Source organism: Pseudoalteromonas sp. 20-MNA-CIBAN-0454, assembly GCF_040308685.1.
Taxonomy (GTDB): Bacteria; Pseudomonadota; Gammaproteobacteria; order Enterobacterales; family Alteromonadaceae; genus Pseudoalteromonas; species Pseudoalteromonas nigrifaciens.
The window spans coordinates 1-6,564 of the sequence record NZ_JBEOOB010000062.1; the positions used below are offsets into that span (position 1 = coordinate 1).

General features: G+C 37.3%; 6 protein-coding genes and 1 pseudogene. 1 reads left to right on the forward strand and 6 read right to left on the reverse strand.

The genetic code is table 11. The features are described from left to right. From AAEZ22_RS17615 to AAEZ22_RS17630, 4 genes are all read right to left on the reverse strand, one after another. Positions 1 to 713: IS256 family transposase (locus AAEZ22_RS17615; protein ID WP_352298219.1), on the reverse strand; the 713-nt coding region annotated here is incomplete at its 3' end. A 201-nt stretch (positions 714 to 914) separates the two neighbouring features. Next, complete coding sequence (locus AAEZ22_RS17620) at positions 915 to 1,916, reverse strand: TniB family NTP-binding protein (protein WP_352298222.1); 1,002 nt, start codon at positions 1,914 to 1,916, stop codon at positions 915 to 917. Beyond that, positions 1,913 to 3,754: a TnsB C-terminal domain-containing protein gene (locus tag AAEZ22_RS17625; RefSeq protein ID WP_352298225.1), complete on the reverse strand. Its 1,842-nt coding sequence runs from the start codon at positions 3,752 to 3,754 to the stop codon at positions 1,913 to 1,915. Before AAEZ22_RS17625 ends, AAEZ22_RS17620 begins: the two co-directional genes overlap by 4 nt. Then, positions 3,751 to 4,299 carry a TnsA endonuclease N-terminal domain-containing protein gene (locus AAEZ22_RS17630; RefSeq protein WP_352298228.1) on the reverse strand — a complete coding sequence of 183 codons (549 nt, stop codon included), beginning with the start codon at positions 4,297 to 4,299 and terminating at the stop codon, positions 3,751 to 3,753. Before AAEZ22_RS17630 ends, AAEZ22_RS17625 begins: the two co-directional genes overlap by 4 nt. 216 nt (positions 4,300 to 4,515) lie before the next feature. On the opposite strand from AAEZ22_RS17630, the pseudogene AAEZ22_RS17635 reads away from it, so the two are divergent. Beyond that, a pseudogene (locus AAEZ22_RS17635) lies at positions 4,516 to 4,740 on the forward strand (M20/M25/M40 family metallo-hydrolase); the annotation flags it as partial. Between the two features lie 239 nt (positions 4,741 to 4,979). Here the strand turns inward: AAEZ22_RS17635 and AAEZ22_RS17640 are convergent. Together AAEZ22_RS17640 and AAEZ22_RS17645 are read right to left on the reverse strand one after the other, a co-directional pair. Then, on the reverse strand, positions 4,980 to 5,216 hold the full coding sequence (locus AAEZ22_RS17640; protein ID WP_089369122.1) for a hypothetical protein: 237 nt from the start codon (positions 5,214 to 5,216) through the stop codon (positions 4,980 to 4,982). A gap of 442 nt (positions 5,217 to 5,658) precedes the next feature. After that, entirely contained in the window at positions 5,659 to 6,456 is a 798-nt protein-coding gene (locus AAEZ22_RS17645) for a response regulator (RefSeq protein ID WP_086997245.1), read from the reverse strand. Positions 6,457 to 6,564: the final 108 nt, after the last annotated feature.

Consider the following 6,564-nt stretch of genomic DNA (forward strand, 5'->3'; position numbering starts at 1 on the left):
GCTATTGCTTCAGGGAAGCCTTTTAGTCCATCAACACAGGCAATTAAAATATCGGATACACCACGATTATGTAAATCAGTTAATACTGATAACCAATAGTTAGCCCCTTCACTTTCAGAGATATATAAACCAAGTAACTCTTTTCGGCCTTCAATATTGACACCCAGTACGGTATAAATAGCCTTACTCACGTAGCGGCCATTTTCTTTAATCTTATAATGAATGGCATCAAGCCAGATAAACGGGTAAAGCGTATCTAAGCTGCGAGCTTGCCATGCTTTAAGCTCTGGTATCAGCTGGTCTGTTACGGCAGTGATGGTGGCCTCTGATACCTCAACGCCATACATATCCTGTATATGGCCTCGAATATCTCGGTAGCTCATACCTAAAGCAAACATAGATAGGATTTTCTCATCAATTTCAGGCGTTAACTTTGTTTGGTTCTTTTTAACTAGCTGAGGTTCAAACGAACCTGCGCGGTCTCTGGGTGTTTCAAGTTCGAATTGGCCTATGGATGACTTAACTGTTTTTTTGGTTGAACCATTTTTACGGTTAACTTGCGTCTCAGATTGTAGATACTGCTCTAATTCGGCTTTAAGAGCCGCTTCGGTGAGTTGTTTGATTAAGGGTGTTAGAACACCGTCTTCGCCAGTAAGACCTTTACCAGCTTGAAGTTCAGCTAATGCTTTGTTGAAATCGAAAGATTGAGTCATGTGTCACTCCTGTTTTCTTAATAATACTGAAATGACACAGATTTCTAAACACTACCTCCGCATCACGCCCTGAGGCACTCAACAAGCTTTTTCTACCACTAAAAAAGGAGAACCTTTCTCTTTTAGTGCTTTTAAATATTTTGATTCATCATAAGCTTTTCCTGTTTTCCAGCACCTTAATAGACCTTAGGCTAGTACAGCTTACTTTAGTATTGCGAATTTACGACCTGTGAGCATATGTTCAGGGTCTAATGCATTAGGGTTATAAGATGAGCTTTTAATTACTTCATAAATAACAATATCTTTAGCACCTTGTTCAAAAGGGTTTTTTAACTCCAGTGACTCTTTGTCATTAAAAAAGTCGAACTTTTCATAAGCAGTAATAAAATGTTTATTTTCAAGATGCTCATTACAACTCAATGCTAATTTTAAAGCTTCTGATAGTAGATGTTTAAGAGCTCTATTCTCCCCTCGACATGCAGCAAATAACGCCATTGTGGTATTTTTACTTTCAAGCTTAGGCGGCTCATCAAATGGCATTTGCTTCGCTAGGCCCATTAAATATTGGCGAAAGTACTTAATGTCGTTCTTTAAGCTAAAGTATTCAAGTTTTCTTTTTCTAACTAAGCGAGAAGCCCATTGAGGTTCTTCAGCTATTGTTGCAGCCCAAGGCATACCAACCAGTACTATTGGCACCTTGGCTTCTTCACTAATAAACTTTAACCCATTTGCGATTTGTTGCCGTTCTTGTACGCTTTTAAACTCTATTAACTCCTGAAACTCATTAATGATGAGTAACTCAACTTGAGCTTTAATTAAGCTTTCTACAAGTTTTTTAGTTAGGTCTGTTTTGTAGCCTCGCTTTTTAATTTGGCTACTTCCAAATAGCTCCAGATCTGCCAGCATTTGGATTAAAGTTGCATCTAAGCCTTTCCCCCTAGATATACGACTTATTAAGACTGGCATAGTATTTCGGCTATAATTCTGTGTAGCTAGAACTCTTTTTTTGTAGTGATTAATGGTATGGCTTTTTCCTACGCCTGTATCACCAATTAATAGCATACACTGCTGGTCTGACTGAAATATACGGTTTAATCTCAGCTCATCAAAGTCATTAAAAATTGTTTTGATTTGAGAGTGCATAACAATGCAATCGCTAAAGTTGCGCAACTGTCCGATCTGTAATTCTGTTAAGGCATTCATTCAAATGCCTCTAAGTCATCATCCCAATCATCAAAAATATCGTTACTTATATTTTTTTGCACAGGGGCTGCGCTTTTTTCAGAAACCTTAATAGTGCCCGTTCCTGTATTGCTTACATCAGCTATTTGAGCTTGCTTTTTGACAGTTGTAATTTTTGCTTTAGTTTTTGATTCAATGAAAGCTTCTTGCTCTTGTCTTACTCGCTCATGAATAGCCATGCGTGCTTTAGCTAAGCCCAAACTATCTTTAGACTCTCGAATGATTTCCCTGTTAATTTTTTTTATTGTTTTATGTTCATAGATACTTAACCCGTCCGTATAGCCGGTAGGGTCTGTACACGGTACTTCTAGGTAGCTTTCCAGCTCTTCTAAGTAAACATAAATTTTTGAAATATCATCAGGATCAACTTTAATAAGTTTTTTTATAGTTTCTTTTGTTTGTGGATAATGTTTACGATAATCAGCCAAAGCTGTTGAGTCATACATTAACTCTTGATATTTAATACCATTTCTCGTTAAAGTTCTTGAGTCGGAGATGCGCATTAACATATCAAAGCGAGCTTCTTCTTCTTCACTCATAGTTAAAGGGGGGTATGCATCAAACCCTTGTTGCCAACGTTTAATTGGGATTCGAGTTTCACGTGAATTACTATCTTGATGATATACATCCACGATCCACCGGTGAAATTCTTCAACAAAAGTTGAGAAGCGCATAATTGCATCTTTCTCAGGTTTATATTCTTCTTTTTCTAAAATATTTGAAAATGTCTTCCCTGGTAATTCAGGTAAGAAATATTCATTAATCACCCCAAAAAAACGCTCTATAAAGGGTTTTAACCAAGGCTTGCGTACAGGGTTATATTGGATATTTACTCCTGCTGACTGACAAGCATGCTCTAGGTTTTTAGACCAAAACTCAGCACCATTATCTACAACTAAATTTTCAAATTTACCAAAGCAAGGCCAATCATTTTGTAGTTCTATATTCAGAGCATCAAGAGACTTTGGCTTAATCGCATGAGTAATAGCCTTAGCCGCAGATACATATGAAGGAGATTTATAGCTAAGATGAAAACCAAGAACACAGCCACTAAATACATCAATAAGTAATGTTAGGTAAGGTCTTCCTATAGGGATAAGTAACTCATCATCAAGTAGGATTAAATCAAGTGGTGTATGATCAATCTCTACACGCTCTAATATTCTTGTAGGGGGTACGTGCGCAGCGCAGTAAGCAAACCATTGATCTGCTTTAAATTTACCATGCCTTGCGACCGCTACTGCATATGGGGGTATTGCTTTGATTCTTTTATTAAAGGCATTGTAGGATATTATTGGAATCTTGCCTTCAACAATACTCTCATTTTCAATAACAATAAGGTCTTTATAGTACTGATATGCAGTTGCTACAGTAGGTCTTTTAGCATCTAAAAATCGTTCTAATGCTTTATCAAAAAACTTATCATCCCCTTCTATACGGTTGGTTCTGTTTCCCATTTTATGGTTTTTATCAGCAAGGGAGGCAATATCACCGTTGCTTTCGATGTATTTTTTACGCCAACGAGCAACAGTTCGCCAATTTGGCTGAACTTCATCACTCCCTTTAAAAAGCTCATCTAAAATAGGATCTAAATTTCGTTGGGTCCACCCACGTGAAAGTTTTTTATCTATAGAACTAATTAGCTTATACCTTTGTAGCGCTTGGTTTTTAAAGGTATCTGGAAAGGTATCCAAATCACGCTTGATTAAGTTGGCATCATCTAATTTGACATATTGTTTGGGTGTTTGTGGCTTTAATGGAGTTAGTGATTCATCAAACTCATTAAAAAAGTCAGTCATAGTCTAGCCCATAAAGTTGGATTATTAGTTAAATTATCATGCCCTAGGTCAGCTTCAATCAGCCCTTTATGCATTAGCCCAAAGACGAAGGATCGTGTTTCACCAATAGGTAAACCAACCTGAGAGCTTATATCATTTAGCTTAATAGCCCCTGACTTATGAATGAAACTGAGCAACTCATTTTGAATGCTACTTATACCGTAAACACCTGAATATCGGTGTAATAATTTTAAGTTGTTTAATATTGGGTTTACCCTAATTTGCCTATCAGTCACGAGGATAAGATCAATTCCCATTTTTAATGATGCAGCCCTTTTGGCAGCAAACTTTGCTCTAAATAATGGAGAAGTGATTTTTGAGTAGGGTTTATATTCGTGGTATTTTTGGGTTTTATCTGTATATGAAATAAGTGTATCTGGTGTGTAAGGTAAGGTTTTACCCATAAACTCATATTTAAAGCCTTCAGGCTGACTTCCAAAGCTCTCTATCAAGTCGTTATATTCATGATGAAAACATACATCAAACTCTAATGTACTTTCACACATAATTACATTACTAACTTTAGTGCTAGCAAATTTGAATACATTTTTATTCGGAGAAGGCTTTCTTAAGTTACGTATATACATGAGTAAAATAACAAGTCATTGATTATACTAAACTTAATTTTCAAACCTCACTTTTAAATGGGTTTTTATGTCAAAGTATGGTTTAATTATGTCACGGTATGGTTGTATTATGACAAACTATGGTTTCAGCGACACGACGCAAGCCACGACTTAGGCTTCAACAAAGTAGTAGCTGCCAACCCACGCAATGCAGGCGCTGCAGATATTTCGTTTGCCGCAAGCCATGTTAATATGGCGCTTGATGGCTTGGGCTTAATGGGCAGTGGCGCGCACACTAAAAACGAAACTGCCGATTTAACTAGCCTTGATAAAAACATAAAAAAAACCGCATTGCTTATTTACAGGTTAGGGCAGCTGTAAGATTATTATTTAATGTTTTCTACCAGTGAGCCAACTAATTATGTTTAATGCCATTAACCCAAGAGCAGGTTAATTAACTCTGCCACCCTACTCTTTAGTCTAGCTTTAATTCTGGTAATAAGTATGCAAAAGGCCAATAAAATTGGCCTTTTGCATAAGTAATGTTGCATGTATAAGGTGTTCTGGGTAGTTAACTCACCATTGAACTATTACAATAACCAACGCTGGTACTATTAATTTTATGTTTCACGGTGCTTTTTCTCATGGCTGTCGTAATCAGCATCGCGCACTCTTCTATCACTGTCTCTTTTGCCTTTTTTGCGTTTTCTTTTAACTGCTTCGGCCATATCATTAACTTTAAGCCCTTCTTCAGGGTTGTCCGACTCACAGAGTATTTCATCTATAGCTAAGTCCATTTCAGCTCTGATCTCTGCAATTGCAATTCTTTTTTCTTTGAGAATTTCATCTATAGCCATTTTTTTTTGCTGCAACAATTGCCTCTATTTGCTCACCAGCAGCGTCTTTACTATTGAGATTATTGATATCGGGATCAGACATAATGTGTCCTTAGCTAAAGTAGTCAGGAGTTACTAACCTTTATACTTTAGTATATAAATAGCAAAAATAAAATTGTCTCTTTATTGCTTTATACCCTAAATATTCGGGGTAAAGTAATAAACCTGAGCTCCGGATAATAAACTTATCTCAAGCAGCTATTTTCAGCGCTAACTGCGTTGAATTTTCTTGCAATAGGCCAGCTATTGACGCGTAAATTCGCCTTGTTTTCACTGAAAACCTCTGGCTAGAGAAAATAAAATTAAATATAACTATGATTCAATACGTTAGTAAATCTCTTAACCAGAGATCAGGTTAATAACTTAAAATACTGCTATTTCTTCGAGTACTTGCTTAAACTTGTTAAGACATTATTTTAAATAGTAAATCTCTCACTGTTGCTGGTTCAAACGGTTTGTCGCATATGGCATCCACTCCGGCTTGAGAGATGTTTGCTAGGTGGGTTTCATTGGCTTCTGAGCTCACCATTAAAATAGGAATGTGCGAGTAGCTATTTGAGCCTCTAACCGCTTCGGTTAGTTCTCTGCCATCCATTTCCGGCATATTGTAATCGGTTACTATTAAGTCAAACGCTTGCTCGTTTAGCTGCTCAATTGCTTGTTTGCCATTCTCAGCCTCTACCGGCGCAGGTATTCCCATACCAGCAAGCACCCGAATAATATGTTTACGAGCAAAGCGACTATCGTCAACCACTAATACGCGCAGCAAAGTAACATCAAAGTGTTCAAGCTCTACTTCTTGTTCGCTAATTATATCTAAGGTAGCTTTAAGCGCTCGGGTAATAGCTTCGCTGGTAAAGGGCTTAGGTAAAATAGCTAACACGCCCGATTGCCTTAATTGCTCAAGATACTTTTTATTACGCTCGCTCGACACCAACATAAATGCTTGGTGCTCTGTGCGCGGGTTCGACCTAATGTTTTGTAGCAGTGAATCGGCGGTGCCGTCAGCTAAGTACATACTGCTAATAACTAAATCTGGTTGGTAATTTGCAAGTAGGGTTAAAGCTTGGGTTTGTGTAGTGGCGGTTTCTATTTGTTTTACACCACTTTGTATTAATGATTTTATGATCAGTTTTTGCTGCACTTCTGAAGGCTCGACCAATAATATTGATAGATTAGCTATTGCAGTTAAGTCACTCATTTATATCTCTTTATTATTATAATCTTGCTGTTTTTATCGAAATTTTCCGAGAAAACCCATTGATCGACGCGAAGCGGCGTCGATGGGATGAATCGGAATAGTTAGCCC

What these genes read in the sequence shown, in the direction of transcription:
- AAEZ22_RS17640 (WP_089369122.1), bottom strand. Translation starts at nt 5,216, where the DNA reads ATGGCTATAGATGAAATTCTCAAAGAAAAAAGAATTGCAATTGCAGAG.
- AAEZ22_RS17625 (WP_352298225.1), bottom strand. Translation starts at nt 3,754, where the DNA reads ATGACTGACTTTTTTAATGAGTTTGATGAATCACTAACTCCATTAAAG.
- AAEZ22_RS17620 (WP_352298222.1), bottom strand. Translation starts at nt 1,916, where the DNA reads ATGAATGCCTTAACAGAATTACAGATCGGACAGTTGCGCAACTTTAGC.
- AAEZ22_RS17630 (WP_352298228.1), bottom strand. Translation starts at nt 4,299, where the DNA reads ATGTGTGAAAGTACATTAGAGTTTGATGTATGTTTTCATCATGAATAT.
- AAEZ22_RS17645 (WP_086997245.1), bottom strand. Translation starts at nt 6,456, where the DNA reads ATGAGTGACTTAACTGCAATAGCTAATCTATCAATATTATTGGTCGAG.